This is a genomic window from Pseudophaeobacter sp. 1A09344 (assembly GCF_041008745.1).
Classification (GTDB): Bacteria; Pseudomonadota; Alphaproteobacteria; order Rhodobacterales; family Rhodobacteraceae; genus Phycobacter; species Phycobacter gallaeciensis_A.
In genome coordinates this window covers 1-17,780 of sequence record NZ_JAXGFS010000018.1, presented here as the reverse complement: position 1 = coordinate 17,780, position 17,780 = coordinate 1, and the positions used below count along the sequence as shown (strand labels likewise).

Below are 17,780 nucleotides of genomic sequence, written 5' to 3'. Positions count from 1 at the left end.
GCTCAGAAAATCTCCAGATCGCGGTCGACCATAACGGTGACGCGGGCGCCTTGGTCGACATAGATAACGGGGCCGATGGAGAGATAGTCGCCAATCACACTGTCCGTGGCATCGGCAAGATCATCGCCCACGTCTTCGAGCACGTCTGCGGTAGTCTCGTCCTGTACATTTGCCGCGGCGGCGCTTGGCGCGGTGGAGATCAGCGAAATCAACGCCGCCGAACCGAAACGCTCATCAAAGCGCGTGTCGACAAAGCCGGTCACGCCGGAGCGGCCCAGTTCATCGCCCCCGAAGGAGCTGATCTGGATGGTTTGGTTGTCGGGCAGGATGATCCGGTCCCAGGCGATGGTGACCCGGCGCTGCGCGATATCAACGCCAGAGCGATAGCGCCCGATCAGGCGGGACCCGCGCGGGATCAGGAGACGAGAGCCGTCGAAACCGAACACATCTTCGGACACGACGGCCCGGGTCTGGCCGGGCAGGGAACTGTCGAGGGCGGTTTCCATGATGGCCTGGATCATCGTGCCCTGAATGATGGTGTTGGACGGATTGGCGATGACCTCGGCTCGCGTCACAGAAGTGGGCAGCGCGCCGTTCATCACGAAATCCGTCACTTCGCCAAAGGTGCGTTCGGTTAGGGCCGTTTCATTCGCGCCGGAGGTGCCGCCAAAGGCGATGGTGGGCGAGGTGATGCGGCGCTCCTGAAACGCACGTTCTTCAGCTGCGCGGCGTTCAAGTTCCGCCAGCCGCCGTGCCTCTTCCTCGCGGCGTAGGCGTTCTTCTTCCCGCGCACGCAATTCGTCCTCAGTGGGGCCGATGGGTGCCGGAAGGGGCCGGTTGGCCTCAAGCTGCGCAAGTTCGAGGTCCATGCGGAGTTGCTCCAGCTCGCGATCGCGCGCCGTGAGCTCATCGCGAAACTGCTGTTGTGCGGCTTCTGACGCCGCTTGCAGGGCCGCGATCCGGGCTGTCAGCGCATCAATGGCTTCGGCGGCAGCCGTGTCTTTCTCCACGACAGGTTCGGGCGCGTTGCGCAATTCCTCGATCTGCGCCTGAAGGGCGGCGAGTTGCGCCAGAAGTTCTGCATTGGGCTCCACCGGTGCGGGTGCGACCAGAACGACTTCTGGTTCGGGCGGGGCGAGGGTTTCGATGGCACCGAACCCGTCGCCTTCGTTTTGGAACACATCCGGCGTGGCCGTGGGCAGGGCTTCTTCCTCCTCGGGCTGGGATAGGAGATAGAGCAATGCTCCACCTGCGCCGATCACGAGGACGACGACCAGTGCGAGCAGGGGCGAGCGTCGCGGGGCAGGGGGCGAACCTGCGCCTTTGCCTTGCTCGAGGGCGGCGAGACGTTTCTCGAGGTCCGCGTTTCCGGTGTCGCTCATGATCCCACCCCCGCAGGCGGTGTGGCCTCGATACAGACAACCTCTTCCCCGATCCTCAACACCCATTGCCTGTTCACCCCCGAAACCCGGATCACGCCGTCCTCGGTGGCTTGCGTGTTGACCGTCCGTTCGCGACCATTTGCGTAGCGAAAGATCGCGGGTACCGGCGCGTTCCGCGGGAATTCGAAATACGTGAAGGTCCCGTCATCCCAGACGCGGGTCGGGGTGAATTCGGTGCGCGCGCTGGCCCCGTAATTGTAATTCGGGGCCTGGGCCGCGATGGCACGCGTGGGCCGTACATTGTCCTCGGGGTAGCGGAACTGGACCACGTAGAAGGTCGGGCTGCGGGTCTCCTGGACGTTGAAGTAGTAGCTGCGGCGGTTGGTATAGACGGTCACATTGGTATGGACGCCGCGCGCGACAGGCTTGATCGCGAAGGCCTGGCCACCCGGCACGCCATCGATCTCGAAGCCTTCCGTGTCCCCCGCGATGATCGAGCGGATGCTTTCGCCCGCGCCAAACTCGACGGTGGTGACATGGGTGAGCGACACGCTGAGGCGATAAACCTGACCTTCTTGATAGGTGGCCAAGCGCACGCGGTTGTCATTGGGGCCGCCACGCGGGATGGCTTCGGCGAAGGCGAGGCCTGGCATCAGCACAAGCACAATTGTTACAAGGGCCTTCTTAAACAAACTAGTTCTCCAATCTGTCGGAGCGGATGGAATATTCGAGGACCGTGAAACCGAAGGGGTTGGTCCAGACCTCGTCGATGGAGCGGCGGGTTTCGGGGCGGAACTCGAAGAGAAGCGTGGCGGTGAAAAGCCCTGTCTGAACGCCATTGATGGAGGTCAGGCGCTTGCGCAGGCGCACGGTGGCGCGGTTGTTGCCGATGCGATTGATGCTGAGGATTTCCACGTCGAGCCGGGCATTGGGGCCATAAACTGTCGGCGGGTAGTTCTCGTTGGCGCTGTTCCAGATCTGGCGCAATCCGCTCTCGGCCGCCCCGTCCGAGCGACGCAGAACACTACGGATGCGCAGATCGTTGTCGAGCTGGTTATAGACCTCTCGGTCGGTCACATAGCGGAAGACCTCCGCTTCGATGATGGCCTGGTTGGCTGTGACCGACGTCGCGCCCACCGAAGCCTCGGGCAGGGCAAAACCGGTGGCGGGATCATAGGGCACGACCACAGGCGGCGGATCGACATCGAGAATTGCGACAGCCGCCGCACTCAGGCATCCGAGAATGCCGAAGACGAGCCCGATGAGCCCAAGGCGCTGCCAGAGCCGTTCACGGCGCAGGGCACCATAGACCAGCTCTTCTTCGATGATTTCCTGTTCACTCGCCACGCGTCACACCTCACGTCAATCCGCACGCAACTCGGGCAGGGTGAAATCCATGAAGCGCTGTTCCTCGGCGATGGTGGCGGCATCGATCACGCCGCCGGTGCCATCGCCCACGGTTTGAATCGCTTCCAACTGCCACATCGCCACGAGGGCGATGGCCAATTCAGCTGTCACGCGCGTGTTGAGATCGATGCTTTCCTTGAGTTCGTCCATGTCATCGATCAGCCCGACGAGCCGGTCGACGCGTTCGAGCGACTGGCCCGCATCATCATAGCTGTTCTGGGCCGCGGCCGAGACGAGCGCACCGGTTGTGGCTTGCGTCGCCACGCGATTGGCACCGGGATTGCCGCTGGTGGCCATTTCTGAGAGCGTATCGTCGTCAAATCCGAGATCGGCCAGGACCCGGTCCATCTGGGTTTCGATCTCGCCCGCGCCGGAGCCAGAGAGGCCGGAGAAGTCACCCGTCTTGATGGCTTCGATGGTGGCGAGGATGTCGCCGAACTCCTGGTCGAGCAGGCCATTCAACTCGTCTTCCATCTCGGTGCGGATGATTTCCGGCAGTTCGGCAAGGCGGGTGAGGGCTTCATAGGTTCTTTGCAGCTCCGCGAGTTGGTCCGTGAGTGTGGCAAGCTGTTCGCGGAGCTGCGTCAGCTGCTCGTTCTGCAGGATCTCGTCTTCGATCATCTGCCGGAGCTGCTGGATGTTTTGCGCGATGTTCTGGGTGTCGACCACGGGCACACCTTGCGCCAGGGCAGGGGAGAGGGTTCCCAAGTGTAGGCCAATCCCAAGTGTCGTGGCCAAGGCCGTTCTCATGAGTAAATGCCCCATCAGTCTATCTCCCTGATCGTGAATTCCATGAACGCGCCCTCCGCCATACGGGCGCTGGCCTGGGCCAATTCTTCGGCCGAGAGCACGCGGGTGCGCGCCGCCTGAAGCCGCATGCGGACTGCGACGAGGCGCACCAGTTCGGCGCGAGCATAGGTGTTGAGCGCGATGCTCTCTTGAACGTCTTCGGTCTCGGAAATTCGCTCGACGATGTCTGCGATGCGCAGGGCGGCCTGTCGGATCGCGGCAGGCGAGTTGCTGCCATAGAAGGCCGCGCCATGCCCGGTGATCGAGAGGTTGGTATTGGCGAGAAGCGCGGGATCGATCGTTCCGAGCGCTTCGATGCCGCCGATGCGGCTTAGGTAGAGATTGTAACGTTCGGGGATGACCTGAACGTAATGCTGTGTCTCGGCGAAAGGCGGCACGCCCCCATATTCGAACACGCGGCCGGGTCCGGCGTTATATGCGGCGAGTGCGTTGATGATATTGCCATCGAAGGTGTTGAGTTGGGCCGCTAGGTACCGCGCTCCACCATGCACCTGCAGGTAGGGGCTGTCATAATACTCCGGGTTGATTCCGAGATCGCTGGCAGTGCCGGGCATGATCTGGGTGAGGCCAAAGGCGCCGACCGGCGAGCGGGCGCCGATGGTGAAGCGGCTTTCCTGCCAGATGAGCGCCTGCAGCAGGGCCCGCCATTGAACCGGCGAGAGACCCGCGCGCCCCACGCCCGCAAAGCCGCTTGTCTCTTGGGCGACGCGGATGATGAGCTGCTCTATGTTTTCTGCCGCATCCCCGAACATCTGTGCGCCGCCGGGATTGGGATCAATGTCGGCACTGCCGTAGACAGCTTCAACGGACCGTGCCGGATCGCCGCTGCCGCTTTCCAGCCCGGAGACCATGGCTGGCAAGACCTGACCGCCAAAACTTGTCTGGGCATCGAGGATGCGCTGCAGTGTGGCAAGTTGCTCGCGTTCAATCTCGGCAATGAGTTCGCGCACCGAGAGCTTGTCTGCTTGCACAGCCAGATCCGCCTCGCGATCGCCGGTCTCAATGATATCGCGCGCGGTCAACCCGCTGTCATTGGTCGGCACACCTTGGGACAGGGCGAGACCGGGCAACAGGCAAAGGGCCAGGATATGAGCCAACCTAGACTTCAATGTCGCCCTCCGGCGTATCTAGAGGCGTAAAGGTGCAATCAGGCGCGACAGGTGCCGTGGACGCGAGGAATGTGAAGCAGTTCGCCTGCGGTTCCTGATACTGGGCGCAGGAGGCCAAAGCGCCGAGGCTGGCGAGAAGCAACAAAATGCGGGTCATGATAGCCTCCAGAAGTCTGGTCGGTCGCGGTAATCGGCGCCGACGAGCGCCTCGCCTTTCTCCATGCCGCCGAGGATGGTGAGATTGGGCCCGAGGGCGCTCAGATCGGCATCGACCATGATGGAGCCCTGGTCATCGCGGATGAGCGCGAGGCGGCTGTCGCTGCCGGTGTTGAGAAGCACGTCGAGTTCCTTCTCATAGAGGTTCAGCATCGCGTAATCGGCGGCATGGGCGCGGATGTTCGGGAGTAGGATTTGCGTCGGCACGGCCTCGACGATGGTCTTGCCAGTCCGGGTGCGCTCGAGCTGGCTGGCGTATTGCGTCATCATCACCGCGACGGTGTTTTGCTTACGCGCGGTGACCAGCCAGTTCGACAGCCGCTCGGCGAAATACGCGTTGTCGAGCGCCTTCCAGGCCTCGTCGATCACGATGATGGTAGGGCGGCGGTCCTCGATCTCGCGTTCCACCCGACGGAAGAGATAGGAGAGAACGGCCATGCGTTCCTTCTCGGCCTCGCTGTCGAGAATGCCGGTGAGATCGAAGCCCACCACATTGCCTTCGAGCGAGAACGTGTCTTCCAGCGTCTGTCCGAAGATCCAGCCGTAGCGGCCCTCTTCGGTCCATTCGAGAAGACGCTGGTGCAAATCGCCGCCATCATCGGTCGACACAAAAAGCGATGCAAAATCCCGCCAGTTCCTCAGGGCGGGGCTCAAAGCCTGCGCGTTCTGGCGCACCACTTCCTGGATGCGGTTGGTTTGAGCCGGCGAGAGAGGCTTATCGGCGCGGTAGAGAAGCGTGGCGAGCCAATCCGAGAGCCAGGCCGTGCCACGCGCGTCAGTTTCCGTCCAGAGCGGGTTGAGGCCGGTGGGTTGCCCGGCATTCAAGGACGCGTAGCGCCCGCCATTGGCGCGGACCGCCATCTCCATGCCGAGACGGTAATCGAAGACGAAGATCCGCGCCCCTGCTCGACGGGCCTGTGTCATGAGAAAGGCGGAAAGCACCGACTTGCCGGACCCGGGCCGTCCCATGATCAGGGTATGCCCGCTGGTCGGTTCTTTCTCGGGACTGCCTTGCTCGTGATAGGAAAATTGATAGGCGCTCTGTTCCGGGGTGGGTAGGTAGGTGATGACCTTCCCCCAGGGCGTTTTGGTGGCGGGTTTGCCGAGCTGCGTCCGATGAAACGCCGCGAAATCCGCGAAATTGCGATTGGTGATGGCACTGGCGCGCACGCGCTTGGGCTGATTGCCGGGATGTTGGCTGAGGTAATGCGCCTTGGCGGCCACCCGCTCGCCGATCATCTTCACGCCTTCGGCGGCGGCGGCGTTGACGATCTCGGCGCTCAGCGTCTGCAGCTCGTCGAGCGTATCGCAGAAGATTGTCACCACCATGTGGTGCTCGCCGAAGCTTTGGCGTTTGGCTTCGAGATCATCAGCGGCGATGTCGAGGGCTTCCATCAGCGACAGTGCCGCATCCTGGCTGGCCTGCATCTGGCGCTTTTGCCGCTTGATGCGGCCCGCCATGAGGTTCGAATTGATCGGCGTGAAGGAATGCGTGACGATCATGTCGACCGGCAGGTTCAGCATATCGAACATGGTGCACGAGGTTGCCTCGGAATATTCCCCGATGGTGAAGCTCTTGCCGTAGCGATGCCCCACCACGCCTTCGGAAAGCTCGAAGTAATCTCCCTGAAACGTCACGCGGGTATTGGCCACGTTGAACGACAGGAAGCCGTAGGTATTGGCGGGGTAGAGCGGCAGTTCCCGCCCAGTGTTGAGCGCCCCCAGAAACCCGATCAACTCGCCACTTTCGGCCGTAATTACGCGCGGGTTCAGCTCGGTCAGGCCTGACACGAACACACTCACAGCCTCGCCCAGACGACGCAGACGCCTCTCGGTTGCTTCTTTCAGCTGGTCCGGCGCGCTTCGGTTCAGGAAGGGCAGGACGCTTTTCGGGGGCGGGCGGTGAATGACTGTGAGTGTCAGGGTCTTGTCGCGCAGACCGCTTGTTTCGAGTTTCGCGCGCCAGAGCCGGTCAACGTCTCCAGCAAAACTGTCCTCACGCACGGGCTCGAGGTCCGGCGTGATCACTTTCGAGACCTTGTGGACGTAATAGCTGAACTCCGGCCCCAGCTGCGCGATGATCCGGGCGAAGAGCGCCGTCACCTTGTCGAGATAGCCATCATCGGTTGTATAGCTGTTGACCCCGTCGAGCCGGATGCACTGGAAAAGTTCATTGACCCGTGTCCGTATGGTCCGGTCATCGACCAGGCTGACGTAAGGAAGCATATGCGCGAGGCGGGTTTCGCGCGCATACCAGTCCGGCGTCATTGTGCGGAGATCGAGGGCTTCATCCCCAGCTTTATTAGGGTGCATAGCTGTCCCCGCCGTGAATGCTGCGATTCCGCGTCGGCGGTGTCTCTTGCAGCGCCGTCATCATCACGTCGATGAAGCGCGGATCCCAGTCCGCGGCCTTCCAAAGCACGGGATAGAGCAGGGCGGCCACGCCCAGCACCGCGATGTGCTGGACCCAGACGAACAAGAGCACCGAGCCAAAGAGCCAGACCATCGCATACATGATGGGCAGGCCCAGAAGCTTCGGCGGCCGCACGAGACCCAGAAAGAGGGGCGCGCGCTCAACCACCGGCAAAGACCGCGGCAACTATGGTCGGAGCGGCGGCAACCCCAGCGATGCCGACAAGCACCCAAAGCGCCTGGCGGAGATCGATGATGTTGAAGAACCAGCTCAAGAAAACGCCCAGAACGGCCAGCGTCGCGATGACGACGCCAAGTGGGCCGGTTAGCGCATCAACGATGCCTTGCAACAAGCTCTGGATCGGGGAGAGATCGATGCTTTGCGCAAGCGCAGGCTCTGCGACGAGCAGGAAGAGCGCCAACGAGGCGACAAAGAGGTTTGAAATCTGTCTCATGAATTTGTTCCTTCCAATCGGGCCACGACGGCCATGACACGGGCCACGTGGTTCTGGGTTTCTCTGTAGGGGGGAATGCCGCCGTACTGGCGAACTGCATCCGGGCCGGCGTTGTAGGCTGCGAGCGCGAGCCGCGGATCGCCAAATGTGTCCAGCATCATCGCGAGATAGCGGGCGGACCCGTCGAGGTTCTGCATCGGATCGCGCGGGTCAACACCGAGGTCCCGCGCCGTCGCGGGCATCAATTGACCAAGGCCAATGGCGCCAGCGCTCGAGACCGCATCCTGCCGATAGGCGCTCTCGACTTCGATATTGGCACGGTAGAGCGTCAGCCAATCACGAACCGAGAGATCCGTGCGCCGCAGCCCGGGATGACCGGCGTAGAGAAGGGCGGTGGATTCGATGGCCGCCAGAACATCGGCGCGGGGCAGGGGTGCCGGACGGGCGAGTGCTGCAAAACGCAACGCGTCAGGTTCAATAGCTGGTTCATCTTTACCGAGGATTGCCAGCTCATCAGCCGCCGAACCCTGGCCAATGCCGTCATTGTAATTGCGGGCAAAGCTGTCCTGGGAGCGGGACGGGGTCAGAGAGCCATCGCTCTCCATGACCAGCACCATCTGCGCATTGGCGGAACCCGTCAGGAACCAGAAAAGGAGAAGGCTACTTGCTGCCGCCCTTGTCGGTTGCAGCCAGCTTGTGTGTCGTCCGCTGGCCTTCCTCGAGCGGGACATCCGCATGGGAGAAGCCGATCCCGATGAGGAAGGAGACCACGCCCGTGATAGTTTTGAACTCGCGGATCTTGATGTCGTTATAGGTCGTCCGGGTGCGGGCAGTGACCAGCAGCTTCTCCACGCCCTCGTCAGAGACCACACGCATGATCCAGACCCCGTAATAACTCGGGCCCTTCTTGTGTGCCGACTCCTGGCACAGGATTTCAGCGCTATAGCCACTTTCCACGAGTTCGCGGAAACGTGCTTCCGTAACCACATTTGGTGCTTCGATGTCCCAGTTCATGGCCCGGCTCACGCTTTCTTCAAACGCGCAACGCCCGGGCATTCCCACTTGAAGCCCAGAGTTACGATAGTATATTATTAACCGCAAGATATAATGCGGCAGATACGGCTGTATCTCGGTTACTCAAACTCTAGGCACGGCCATTGGCGTCTATCAAGGAAAATAGGGGTTTCAGAAACCTGTGGTTGAGCCGATGGGTGACGATGCAGGCTGTGGCCTTGCTGATGCTCGTTCCAGTCGCAAGCCAAGCGGAATCCTGCCTCGCCCCGGTCCGGCCCTTCGTCCCAAGCGATTCGCAAGCAGCCCGGGACTATGCCGATATCATCCGACGCGACTTTGAGGTCTATATCACGGACATTCAGGACCACTTTCGCTGCCTCGAGCAGGAGCGTGCGCGCGCCTTCGAAGAAGCCCGCGAAGTCAGTCAGGATTACGGTCGGTTTCTGGAACTGGTGGGGGATTGATGGGCCTATGGGCATGCACCAGACTTGCATTCCTGGGAAACCAGACGCCGATAATACCCTCAAATATCTACTTTTTAGATAACGGATTTCATCCGCTAGCGACGTCACAAAAGGTATGTGACGCGTGGCGAAAACAATCAGAAGCAAAGGTCAGGAGGCTCTGTGCCAGGCGTTGGTCGACGCCCGGAAAAAAGCAGGACTCAGCCAGAAGGAATTGGCGGTCAAACTCAGACATCATCAGTCGTTCGTGGCCCGTGTCGAAAGCGGAGAGCGCCGAATTGACGTCGTTGAGCTCATCCAATTGTCGCGTGCCGTTGGATTTGACCCTTTCGAGGTTCTGGCGATCGTCGAGGCCGCCACGGAGCCCGACCACAAAATTTGAAAGCAATGTAATTTTGGAACGCTCCGCATCGTGCGTCCCAATGTGAAGTGAGCTCCTAAAGGAAGAGCAATCAGCCAAAATCCACCAAGTGCGGAATGCGGTGCAAGCGAGCACCGTCGCTCGTCGCACTACAAAATCAGAGCCACAGTGCAGGAAGTCAGTAAACAGTGAACGATGATAAAGGTGAAGGCGTCGCGATCGCCAATCTGATTGGGACCGATGGGTACAGCATTGTTGGTTGGGTTTATCGCTGGAGTACAGGCGGGCATGCGGTGATGTGGGACGTCCGCGGGCCTCAGCCGGTGTCGGAAATCCGGCCGGATCTCACTGCGGAACAGAAACAGGAAATTGACTTCGACGCGCTCACGCAGATCGGAAGAGACGAGGGCGGATAGGCTCCTTAGCTTGCCGCCAGTTCATATTGATGGAGATTGCCTGCTTGATTCCAGACGTTAGAGCCGCACGCGGCGAATGCGGACTCCGAGCCCAAACTACCAAACTTTTGCGATGCAACGAATGGTTGCGTTTGCGCGGGTTTGCCGATTTGGGATGATCCTGCATTGCAACTACGCCCCAAGAAGTGCGTCGATCACCGCGCATTCGGGTGCGGCATCGCCTGTGCATCGGGCGACAGTTTCCGACAGGACTCGCTCAATGCGCTCAAGATCAGCGATTTTTGCCTTCACATCTTCAAGGTGCGCTTCAGCAACAGTCTGGACCTGAGCGCACGTCTGGGTGCGGTCGTCCACCAATCCGAGCAGCCCCCGAATTTCTTCCAACGAGAACCCGAGATCGCGTGACCGCATCACGAACTTCAACCGTCTGACATGGGTGTCGTCATAGCTGCGATAGCCCTTCGGGGTGCGCGGCGGGTCCGGCATTATCCCCACTGTCTCGTAATACCGGATGGTTTCGAGATTGCAGCCCGTGGCCCGGGTGAGATCGACACGCCGAAGTGCTTTCACGCCTATGTTATCCATTTTCCATGAATACTCCCTTGAGCCTGTATCAACTACAGACATTAGGAATGTGCAAACAGCTGATCAAGGACGATTCGATGAACCAAAGTGTGAGCGCAGAGATTTCAGACCAAGATGGCCAAGAAAATAACGTTATAGCCAAGGGCTGGGGTGCGACCGGGTTTGGCGTACTGGGCGCTTTGGCGATGACGTCCTGCTGCATCCTGCCGCTTGTGCTGGTGAGTTTCGGCGTGACGGGTGTCTTCATCGCGCAGCTCGGCGCGCTTTACGCCTACAAATGGTACACCTTCGCGCTGAGCGCGGCGTTCCTCGGCTACGGGTTCTACAAGGCCTACAAGCCGGTGCCTGCTGAGTCCTGCGCGGACGGCACCTGTTCCCGCCCAATCAATCGCACTGATATGCGTGCGACCCTTTGGGGCGCAACAGCTGTCGTCGCTGTGGCGATGGCCTTTCCCTACATCACGCCCTTCATCCTGAAATTCTGAGCAAGGATCAAACCTATGAAACATATTCTGCTATCATCAGCGCTGGCGGTCGCCGCGCTTTCCTCACAGGCTCTCGCGGAAGAACAGACGGTCGAGATTGAGGTCAGCGAACTCACTTGTCCGTCCTGCTCGTTCATCGTTGCAAGTTCGATGCGCGGCGTCCCGTCTGTCGAGATCAACGACTTCGCGGAGGGTCCGGAATACGGTCATGGAGTTTACAACGTCACCTTTGACGATGCCGAGGCCAGTGTAGAACGGATCATCGAGGCAGTGATGGCGAATGGCTATCCGGCTCAAGTCCTGTCGGACCCTGCGTCCTGACGATCGGGGCATTTCTATGCGTGACAACCTCATGGGCGGCCTTCTGGCCTTCGGTGTCGCTGCACCGATCATGATCGTCTGTTGCGGAGGCGGAACGGCTCTACTTGCCGCAGTGTTCGGCGGCGTTGGAGCCTGGCTGTCGGGGTTGGGCGGCATTGCTATCGCTTTGGTGGCCGCGCTCGCGTTTCTTGTCGTCCGCGAAGTCCGCCGCGCCAGCAAACGACCAGAAGAAATAGGCCACTCTTCCGACAGAAAGAATACGACTTGACCCAAACCACTGAAAACCCCGACCGCTTGCTAAAATGGGGGCTGGGCGGCGCGCTGTTTGCAGCGCTGTGCTGCTTCACACCCCTGCTTGTTGTGGTCGTGGCCGGGGTCGGCCTGTCGGCGTTCACCGGCTGGCTCGACTACGGGCTGTTTCCGCTTATGTTTTTTAGCCTTGCTGTCGTCGTTCAGGCGCTCTGGCTGCGGGCAGGCCGTCCGGGGCCAAGCCCGAAACTCTGGGCGACGGCCCTCGCCGCTCTGCTGTCGGTCCTCATCATCTGGCTTGAGTTCCGCTTTGCCCTCCGCATCACCATCGGTGCTTTCGCGGCTGTCGGCCTCTACGCCATTTTTCTCAATCGAATGAAATCCAAAGGAGCCACACAATGATGATGGGAACCTGCACGGGCCTCGGCATGTTCTTCGGAATGCTTGGTATGCTGACACCGCTGATCGCCATCGCCGCTATTCTGTATCTGGTCTTTGCCAAACGGCAGACCGCTGAAACTCAAGAGGCGCAATAACATGAAAGACCGAAGACAGAATGACGGCGGAAACGGTGGCTACGACCTGATCGTCATCGGTGCGGGATCGGCGGGTTTCTCCGCGTCGATCACGGCCGCTGACGCAGGCAAGCGCGTTGCCCTTGTCGGGCATGGCACCATTGGCGGCACCTGCGTGAACGTCGGCTGTGTGCCGTCCAAGGCGATGATCCGGGCGGCCGAGGCGATCCACGGCGCGCATGCAGCCAAGCGGTTTCCCGGCCTGTCCGGTCACGCCCAAGTCGATGACTGGCAAGCGCTGATCCAGTCCAAGGACGATCTGGTGGCGACCCTACGCCAGAAGAAATACGCCGACCTGTTGCCGGAATATGCCGGAGTTGACTACATCGACGCCGGTCCCGCGCGGCTGGTCGAAGGTGGCGTCATCGTTGGCGGTCGCACTCTGACCGCACCGAAACTGATCATCGCCACAGGCGGTCGCCCGGTTCTGCCTTCGATTGACGGGATCGAGGAGATCGGCGCACTCGACAGCACCAGCCTGCTGGACCTCGAAACCCTGCCGGACAGCCTGATCTTCATCGGCGCAGGCTATATCGGTGCCGAGCTGGCGCAGATGATGAGCCGAATGGGCGTGAAGGTCACGCTGGTGGCACGGTCACACTTGCTGCCCGGTGCCGAACCGGAGGTCTCCGAAGTGCTAGCTGACGCCTTCACCGCCGAGGGCATCACGCTTCTGACGGGTTTGAGTTATGACAGCGTGCGCCGCGATGAGACCGGCGTGACCCTGCGAGCCATCCGGGACGGTGAACCCGTTGAGGTTACGGCAGATCATCTGGTTTCCACCGCAGGACGGCGGGCCAATACGGATGGTATGGGCTTGTCAGAAATCGGCGTGGAGACCAACGCGGGCGGGTCCATCGTTATCGGCGACGACATGCAGACTACGGTGCCGGGCATCTATGCGGCAGGCGATGTGACCGACCGGGACCAGTTCGTCTATATGGCGGCATACGGCGCGAAGCTGGCCGTAAAAAACGCCGTTCTGGGCGAGGCGCACCGCTATGACAATGCCGTCATGCCCTGGGTCGTGTTCTCCGATCCGCAGGTGGCCGGGGTCGGACTGAGCGAGCAACAGGCGCGGGATGCCGGGTTTGATGTGAAAACCTCCATCGTGCCGCTCGACCAGGTGCCGCGCGCGCTGGCCGCCCGTGACACGCGCGGATTGATCAAGCTGGTGGCAGACAGGAAGACCGACAGGCTGCTGGGTGGCCAGATCATCGCGCCCGAGGGGTCCGATACGATCCAGACACTGGTTATGGCGCTGAAGTTCGGCATGACGACCAAGGCACTTGGGGAGACGATCTTTCCGTATCTGACCACCGTGGAAGGTCTGAAACTGGCGGCGCAGACCTTCGATATGGACGTGGCCAAGCTCAGCTGCTGCGCCGGATAAAAGATCGAACCAAGGACCGGAATATGAATGAGAAGTATGACCTGATCGTCATCGGGGCGGGCATGGCCGGGGTGGCGGCGGCGAATAAATGCGGCGCGGCGGGCTGGCGCGTGGCCATTGTCGATGCGCTGCCCTATGGTGGAACCTGCGCCCTGCGCGGCTGCGATCCCAAGAAAATCCTCCGGCGCGGCGCGGAAATCGTCGATGCGGCGCGGCTGCTGGACGGCAAGGGGATCGACCCGGCCGGGCTGGCGGTCAACTGGTCCGATCTGATGGCCCACAAGCGCGGCTTTACCGATCCAGTGCCGGGCAAGATTGAGAAAGGCCTGAAGGGCAACGGCGTTGAAACACTACATGGTGCCGCCAGGTTCATCGGCGACAATACACTCGAAGTTAACGGAAGGGCCTACGACGCTCGCCGTTTCCTCGTCGCAGCTGGAGCGATCCCGAGACCCCTCAGCTTCGCCGGTGCCGGTCTGATGATCGACAGCACGGAGTTTCTGAACCTTGAGGTTCTGCCCAAGCGCATCCTTTTTGTTGGCGGCGGGTTCGTGTCTTTCGAATTTGCCCACATCGCGGCACGGGCCGGTGCCGCGCCGATCATCGTGGATCGCGGCGCGAGACCGCTAAAAGGCTTTGATCCCGATCTGGTCGAAATGCTGGTCGAGCGCAGCGCCGATGTCGGAGCGGAGTTGCAGCGCGAAACCGAGATCGTCTCGATTTCCAAGTCCGGTGCTGCCTTCGCGGTCGAAGTGACGTCGGGCGGCGAGACCAGGACCGTCGAGACCGATCTGGTTGTTCATGGCGCGGGACGCATTGCAGCGCTCACCGATCTGAATCTTGAAGCCGCCGGTGTCGACTATGGCGACAAGGGCATTGTCGTGGCCCCGCATCTGCAAAGTACGTCCAACAGAGTGGTCTTTGCTGCGGGAGATTCCGCCGATACCGAGGGGATGCCTCTGACACCTGTCGCCGTCATCGAGGGCAAGGTCGCAGCCTCCAACATGCTCAAGGACGCCGAGATCGCGCCGGATTACTCCGGTATCCCGACGGCGGTATTCACCGTGCCTGAACTGACCCGCGTTGGGATGCTTGAAGCTGAGGCCCGTGAAGCCGGGCATGATGTCGATGTGCGCTTCACCGACACGGGTGGGTGGTATTCAAACTACCGGATCGGTGAGAAGTCCGCCGCCGCGAAGATTTTGATCAACAAGTCGGACGACAGGATTCTCGGGGCGCATCTATTCGGCCCGGAATACGGCGAACTGATCAACTTCTTTGGGTTGGCGATCAAGCTGGGGCTGACCGCGAAACAACTCAAGTCGATGACCGCCGCCTATCCGAGTGTTGGATCGGATCTGGGATCGTTGCTCTGAACGGGGACAATATATGGCTGTAGACCAGATCAAAGCCGGGAAGTAAGTCTGACCCGATGAAAACGGTTCTGATCTACTTCGCCGCCGCGCTTGCCGAAATTGCCGGATGCTTCGCATTCTGGGCCTGGTTCCGGCTGGACAAGAACGTGTTCTGGCTGGCACCGGGGATGCTATCCTTGGCCGCTTTCGCCTGGCTACTGGCGCTCAGCCCCGCCGATCAGGCGGGACGCGCCTATGCGGTCTACGGTGGCGTCTACATCGTATCGTCCTTGCTGTGGCTATGGGTTGTGGAAGGTCATCGTCCGGATCATTGGGATGCTATTGGAGCGGGCATTTGCCTTGTCGGTGCAGGTATTATCCTTTGGGCACCGCGTGGAGTCTGAGAAGCATTCACTGACGGCGTAAAGCGGTCACTGGTGTAGAGGCAGCGAATTCACTCTTTTGTCCGCTCAACTGACCTTGGCATCGACAGCAGCGAACGACCGGTGATTGAGTAACTCCGAGTACTTGGGCCGACACGGATGAATGCCAACGCAGTCTTTGTCGGCGCTAGTAGTTCACCTGCTCAAAGCCGTAGTTCCCTTCATAGTCACGCCAGTCGACGAAGACAGAACGGTGATAGATGCTAGGGCAATTCTGGCCCCAGCGTTCGAGGCCGATATGGGCGGACGGTAGGGCGGTGATGGAAGACCTCCGCCAAGCGAAGTCGCCTTGGGTTCCGTATGTGCCGAGGACCACGGTGGCGCTACGGTTGCAGTCGCCGTCACGCCCGGATTCGTGCTGTCGCGCATACCGGACATCAAAGACTCGGATTGATCGTACGAAGTTGAACTCAGGTCCGCTGATATCGATGTCCGCGCGATCCTGAACGAGCCGAAGGGCCCGGTCTGCGGGAACAAGGTGATCTGGAGCTTCTGGAGTGCGCCAAGCAACCTCAATTGGGTCAGCCGCATCGCGGGCTGGAAAAGATTGTCGCGGTGCAGTGCTGTTGTTCTGGAAGAACACTTCAAAGATGCGGTCTGCACTGTCTGCTGCTGGAGCGGTCTCAAGTGACGCGCCCATGGGACAGCGCCAGATTTGAAGCGGAGGTTCCACCGGCCAAGGCGTAATGCGTCGGATGAATTCGGCTCGCGCTCGGGCGCAAGGGACAGAAGCGGGCCAACCGCCAGACAAGCACAGGAGGATCGCGCAATCGATCGGGTATGTCTGCGCGCGGGCGGGCATCGGCAGCGACGTACTTGTCAAAGTCAAAGCGACTGCGACCGAGGGGAGGAGCTTCTTGAGTGGAAAATGCATGCTGAGGACCCAATGTGACAGGACTCAGCATACATACGAAAATATACTATCGCAACACGTTGTAAATCCCATTCAGAAATGTCACTGGCTGTGCAAAGCAGAAACGTCACCACAGGGCGCTACGGGAGCAAGGCTTTGCAGCCCGGAGACCCCAAATATCGGAGGGCTGAAAAGCCTTGCGGGTGTCAGTGGAAAAGCTGGCGTTTCTCTTTCTTGGTGAAGAAGGCAGCGAGCCCTTCTTCTTCCACAGTCTTCTCGAACTGCTTCCAAGCAAGGCCGTCCGCGATGAACGGGTTATCGAAAACGGTTGAGGTGCCAAACTCGTTTACGACTTCCAAGATCCAGCTCGGATCAATGTCCGTTTTATAGATCTCGACCGTCAGAAAATGCCCGTCGATCTCTACATCGGCGCACAGGTCTGAGAAAATCACTTCAACATCGTCATCGGTATTCATGGACCAAACTTGAGGCTATTCCGCTGCTTGTGCAATCTTCTTCTTGGCCCGCGATCCTGGCGGTCTGCCTGGCCGACGCCCGTTCGGCTTGTAGCCCATCTTCTCTGAGTTTGTCCGCACCTTCGGCTTAGGCGGTGCGGCGTCCTGCATCTCTTTGACATAGGCCAGAACCGCACCGAGCCGCTTGTTCTCGGTGATGGCTGCATGGGTGACGCGCTGGTCCATATCAAAGATCCTGTAGGGCAGGGCTTGGCCTTTCCAGCGTACCTCGAACCGCCCATCCACAAAGACATAGGTGTCCACATATTTGCCGACCAGAGCGCGTGACAGCTCGTTCTCTTCGAGCATGATCCGCTTGCGGTCATAGGAAAACGTGAGCTGCTTGCCGACATAGCGGTTCTCACGCCAGCACAACACTTCCGCCAGCCGATCCGGCTCCACATTCAACGCCCGGTGCAGGTTGTCCGGTTTGGCCGGGGCCTTGGCAAATTTGGCGTTAAAGCGGCTCTTAAAGCCTTCAAGAAAAGCGTTTCCGGCTTTCATGTCCGAAACGCCTGCCAGCCTCAGTTCTTTGACAAGCCGGTCCTGAAGCGTGCGGTTGGCCCGTTCTACGCGACCTTTGGCCTGAGAGCTGTTGGCGCACAGGATCTCGATGTTCAGCTCATTCAACGCACGCCCGAACTGGGTCATGCCTGCACCATTCCTGGCGTCTTCTTTGGCAACTCGAAATACCGAATGCTTGTCGCTGTAAAAGGCCACTGGGCGGCCATGCTGAACCAAATAACTGTCCAACGCCTCGAAATAGCTGAACGTGCTCTCGGACTTCACAAACCGCAGCTCCATCAAGGTGCTGGTGGCATCATCGATGAAAACGAGCAGGGTGCAGGGATCACCCCGATCCTCAAACCAACGGTGATCGGAGCCATCAATCTGGATCAGCTCACCATAGCATTCGCGCCGTAAGCGAGGTTGATGGAAGGTCCGGCGCTGTTTCCGCGA

General features: G+C 60.2%; 26 protein-coding genes. 11 read left to right on the top strand and 15 right to left on the bottom strand.

Going from position 1 to position 17,780, the window contains the following annotated elements:
• Positions 1–2 precede the first annotated feature (2 nt).
• Genes SM765_RS21405 through SM765_RS21355 form a run of 11 tightly spaced genes read right to left on the bottom strand, consistent with a single transcriptional unit; the run spans position 3 to position 8,805 of the window.
• Positions 3–1,382: a TraB/TrbI/VirB10 family type IV secretion system protein gene (locus SM765_RS21405; protein ID WP_368981854.1), complete on the bottom strand. Its 1,380-nt coding sequence runs from the start codon at positions 1,380–1,382 to the stop codon at positions 3–5.
• The gene (locus SM765_RS21400) at positions 1,379–2,035 is read right to left on the bottom strand and encodes a TrbG/VirB9 family P-type conjugative transfer protein (protein WP_368981895.1); all 657 of its coding nucleotides are present in this window, start codon (positions 2,033–2,035) and stop codon (positions 1,379–1,381) included. Before SM765_RS21400 ends, SM765_RS21405 begins: the two co-directional genes overlap by 4 nt.
• Before the next feature lie 40 nt (positions 2,036–2,075).
• Entirely contained in the window at positions 2,076–2,729 is a 654-nt protein-coding gene (locus SM765_RS21395) for a VirB8 family type IV secretion system protein (protein ID WP_274830646.1), read from the bottom strand.
• A 15-nt stretch (positions 2,730–2,744) separates the two neighbouring features.
• The gene (locus SM765_RS21390; protein WP_274830645.1) at positions 2,745–3,554 is read right to left on the bottom strand and encodes a type IV secretion system protein; all 810 of its coding nucleotides are present in this window, start codon (positions 3,552–3,554) and stop codon (positions 2,745–2,747) included.
• On the bottom strand, positions 3,554–4,642 hold the full coding sequence (locus tag SM765_RS21385; RefSeq protein ID WP_368981893.1) for a lytic transglycosylase domain-containing protein: 1,089 nt from the start codon (positions 4,640–4,642) through the stop codon (positions 3,554–3,556). Before SM765_RS21385 ends, SM765_RS21390 begins: the two co-directional genes overlap by 1 nt.
• Positions 4,643–4,697: 55 nt before the next feature.
• On the bottom strand, positions 4,698–4,865 hold the full coding sequence (locus SM765_RS21380) for a hypothetical protein (protein ID WP_274830643.1): 168 nt from the start codon (positions 4,863–4,865) through the stop codon (positions 4,698–4,700).
• Positions 4,862–7,237: a VirB4 family type IV secretion/conjugal transfer ATPase gene (locus SM765_RS21375; protein ID WP_368981853.1), complete on the bottom strand. Its 2,376-nt coding sequence runs from the start codon at positions 7,235–7,237 to the stop codon at positions 4,862–4,864. Before SM765_RS21375 ends, SM765_RS21380 begins: the two co-directional genes overlap by 4 nt.
• Positions 7,227–7,505, bottom strand: coding sequence for a VirB3 family type IV secretion system protein (locus SM765_RS21370; RefSeq protein WP_067294445.1), 279 nt, complete (start codon positions 7,503–7,505; stop codon positions 7,227–7,229). The genes SM765_RS21375 and SM765_RS21370 overlap by 11 nt, the downstream gene beginning before the upstream one ends.
• On the bottom strand, positions 7,498–7,791 hold the full coding sequence (locus SM765_RS21365) for a TrbC/VirB2 family protein (protein ID WP_050532492.1): 294 nt from the start codon (positions 7,789–7,791) through the stop codon (positions 7,498–7,500). The genes SM765_RS21370 and SM765_RS21365 overlap by 8 nt, the downstream gene beginning before the upstream one ends.
• Positions 7,788–8,408: a lytic transglycosylase domain-containing protein gene (locus tag SM765_RS21360; RefSeq protein WP_368981852.1), complete on the bottom strand. Its 621-nt coding sequence runs from the start codon at positions 8,406–8,408 to the stop codon at positions 7,788–7,790. Before SM765_RS21360 ends, SM765_RS21365 begins: the two co-directional genes overlap by 4 nt.
• A gap of 43 nt (positions 8,409–8,451) precedes the next feature.
• Positions 8,452–8,805 (bottom strand): hypothetical protein, encoded by a 354-nt coding sequence (locus SM765_RS21355; RefSeq protein ID WP_012187165.1) that lies wholly within the window; start codon positions 8,803–8,805, stop codon positions 8,452–8,454.
• Between the two features lie 203 nt (positions 8,806–9,008).
• Here SM765_RS21355 and SM765_RS21350 point away from each other — a divergent pair, with 203 nt between their 5' ends.
• The 3 genes from SM765_RS21350 to SM765_RS21340 all read left to right on the top strand — a co-directional run bounded on the left by SM765_RS21350 (position 9,009) and on the right by SM765_RS21340 (position 10,046).
• Positions 9,009–9,269: a hypothetical protein gene (locus SM765_RS21350; protein ID WP_368981892.1), complete on the top strand. Its 261-nt coding sequence runs from the start codon at positions 9,009–9,011 to the stop codon at positions 9,267–9,269.
• Positions 9,270–9,393: 124 nt separating this feature from the next.
• Entirely contained in the window at positions 9,394–9,651 is a 258-nt protein-coding gene (locus SM765_RS21345) for a helix-turn-helix domain-containing protein (RefSeq protein WP_368981851.1), read from the top strand.
• Positions 9,652–9,818: 167 nt separating this feature from the next.
• Entirely contained in the window at positions 9,819–10,046 is a 228-nt protein-coding gene (locus SM765_RS21340) for a hypothetical protein (RefSeq protein ID WP_368981850.1), read from the top strand.
• Positions 10,047–10,217: 171 nt separating this feature from the next.
• Here SM765_RS21340 and SM765_RS21335 read toward each other — a convergent pair whose 3' ends face one another.
• Positions 10,218–10,631, bottom strand: coding sequence for a MerR family transcriptional regulator (locus SM765_RS21335; protein WP_274830637.1), 414 nt, complete (start codon positions 10,629–10,631; stop codon positions 10,218–10,220).
• A 17-nt stretch (positions 10,632–10,648) separates the two neighbouring features.
• On the opposite strand from SM765_RS21335, the gene SM765_RS21330 reads away from it, so the two are divergent.
• From SM765_RS21330 to SM765_RS21295, 8 genes are read left to right on the top strand one after another with little or no spacing between them, the layout of a single operon-like run.
• Positions 10,649–11,116, top strand: coding sequence for a mercuric transporter MerT family protein (locus SM765_RS21330; RefSeq protein ID WP_274834178.1), 468 nt, complete (start codon positions 10,649–10,651; stop codon positions 11,114–11,116).
• 15 nt (positions 11,117–11,131) lie between these two features.
• A complete protein-coding gene (locus SM765_RS21325; RefSeq protein ID WP_274830635.1) occupies positions 11,132–11,437 on the top strand; it encodes a heavy-metal-associated domain-containing protein in 306 nt (101 codons plus the stop codon).
• Between the two features lie 16 nt (positions 11,438–11,453).
• Positions 11,454–11,705, top strand: a complete 252-nt coding sequence (locus SM765_RS21320) for a hypothetical protein (RefSeq protein WP_274830634.1) — start codon at positions 11,454–11,456, stop codon at positions 11,703–11,705.
• Complete coding sequence (gene merF / locus SM765_RS21315) at positions 11,702–12,088, top strand: mercury resistance system transport protein MerF (protein WP_274830633.1); 387 nt, start codon at positions 11,702–11,704, stop codon at positions 12,086–12,088. Before SM765_RS21320 ends, merF begins: the two co-directional genes overlap by 4 nt.
• Positions 12,085–12,222, top strand: a complete 138-nt coding sequence (locus SM765_RS21310; RefSeq protein ID WP_274830632.1) for a hypothetical protein — start codon at positions 12,085–12,087, stop codon at positions 12,220–12,222. Before merF ends, SM765_RS21310 begins: the two co-directional genes overlap by 4 nt.
• 1 nt (position 12,223) lies before the next feature.
• Positions 12,224–13,654 carry a mercury(II) reductase gene (merA, locus tag SM765_RS21305; RefSeq protein WP_274830631.1) on the top strand — a complete coding sequence of 477 codons (1,431 nt, stop codon included), beginning with the start codon at positions 12,224–12,226 and terminating at the stop codon, positions 13,652–13,654.
• A gap of 23 nt (positions 13,655–13,677) precedes the next feature.
• Positions 13,678–15,030: a dihydrolipoyl dehydrogenase family protein gene (locus tag SM765_RS21300; protein WP_274830630.1), complete on the top strand. Its 1,353-nt coding sequence runs from the start codon at positions 13,678–13,680 to the stop codon at positions 15,028–15,030.
• Positions 15,031–15,086: 56 nt separating this feature from the next.
• Positions 15,087–15,413 (top strand): YnfA family protein, encoded by a 327-nt coding sequence (locus SM765_RS21295; RefSeq protein WP_274830629.1) that lies wholly within the window; start codon positions 15,087–15,089, stop codon positions 15,411–15,413.
• Between the two features lie 166 nt (positions 15,414–15,579).
• On the opposite strand, the gene SM765_RS21290 is transcribed toward SM765_RS21295, so the two are convergent.
• The 3 genes from SM765_RS21290 to SM765_RS21280 form a co-directional block, all read right to left on the bottom strand.
• Entirely contained in the window at positions 15,580–16,326 is a 747-nt protein-coding gene (locus SM765_RS21290; RefSeq protein WP_274830628.1) for a hypothetical protein, read from the bottom strand.
• 185 nt (positions 16,327–16,511) lie between these two features.
• Complete coding sequence (locus SM765_RS21285) at positions 16,512–16,781, bottom strand: hypothetical protein (protein ID WP_274830627.1); 270 nt, start codon at positions 16,779–16,781, stop codon at positions 16,512–16,514.
• Positions 16,782–16,796: 15 nt separating this feature from the next.
• The coding region (locus SM765_RS21280) for an ISNCY family transposase (RefSeq protein WP_368981849.1) at positions 16,797–17,780 on the bottom strand (984 nt) is incomplete at its 5' end.